The 811-nt window shown below is 47.3% G+C and carries 5 tRNA genes and 2 rRNA genes; all 7 read left to right on the plus strand.

Annotation, left to right across the window (positions count from 1 at the left end):
- Positions 1 to 92 (plus strand): 23S ribosomal RNA (locus AC1DKZ_RS32775); the annotation flags it as partial.
- Between the two features lie 100 nt (positions 93 to 192).
- Positions 193 to 308 (plus strand): 5S ribosomal RNA (rrf, locus tag AC1DKZ_RS32780).
- Positions 309 to 313: 5 nt separating this feature from the next.
- Positions 314 to 389: transfer RNA gene (locus tag AC1DKZ_RS32785), tRNA-Val, on the plus strand.
- A gap of 8 nt (positions 390 to 397) precedes the next feature.
- Positions 398 to 481: transfer RNA gene (locus AC1DKZ_RS32790), tRNA-Tyr, on the plus strand.
- Positions 482 to 493: 12 nt separating this feature from the next.
- Positions 494 to 568, plus strand: a tRNA-Gln gene (locus tag AC1DKZ_RS32795).
- Positions 569 to 572: 4 nt separating this feature from the next.
- A tRNA-Lys gene (locus tag AC1DKZ_RS32800) sits at positions 573 to 648 on the plus strand.
- Positions 649 to 664: 16 nt separating this feature from the next.
- Positions 665 to 745 (plus strand) — tRNA-Leu (locus tag AC1DKZ_RS32805).
- Positions 746 to 811 lie beyond the last annotated feature (66 nt).

Below are 811 nucleotides of genomic sequence, written 5' to 3' on the forward strand. Positions count from 1 at the left end.
ATCCCTGAAAGATGATCAGGTTGATAGGTTCGAGGTGGAAGCATGGTGACATGTGGAGCTGACGAATACTAATAGATCGAGGACTTAACCATATAATATGAAGCAACGTTATCTAGTTTTGAGAGAATATAAAAAACTTATTGACTTTCTAAGTGAATCAAGTATAATAATGTTTGTCTCAATTGAATATAGTCTGGTAATGATGGCAGAGAGGTCACACCCGTTCCCATACCGAACACGGAAGTTAAGCTCTCTAGCGCCAATGGTAGTTGGGACCTTGTCCCTGCGAGAGTAGGACGTTGCCAGGCAAAATGGAGGATTAGCTCAGCTGGGAGAGCACCTGCCTTACAAGCAGGGGGTCGGCGGTTCGATCCCGTCATCCTCCACCATATATGTCGGAGGGGTAGCGAAGTGGCTAAACGCGGCGGACTGTAAATCCGCTCCTTCGGGTTCGGCAGTTCGAATCTGCCCCCCTCCACCATTTCTTAATTATTGGGCTATAGCCAAGCGGTAAGGCAACGGACTTTGACTCCGTCATGCGCTGGTTCGAATCCAGCTAGCCCAGCCATTAAGAGCCATTAGCTCAGTTGGTAGAGCATCTGACTTTTAATCAGAGGGTCGAAGGTTCGAATCCTTCATGGCTCACCATTTTCTTTAAAAATATGCGGGTGTGGCGGAATTGGCAGACGCACTAGACTTAGGATCTAGCGCCTTTGGCGTGGGGGTTCGACTCCCTTCACCCGCACTTTTAATAAAATAACTCAAACATGTCTTGCGGAAGTAGTTCAGTGGTAGAATACAACCTTGCCAA

The sequence above is a fragment of the Bacillus sp. 05T21 genome (assembly GCF_056396785.1).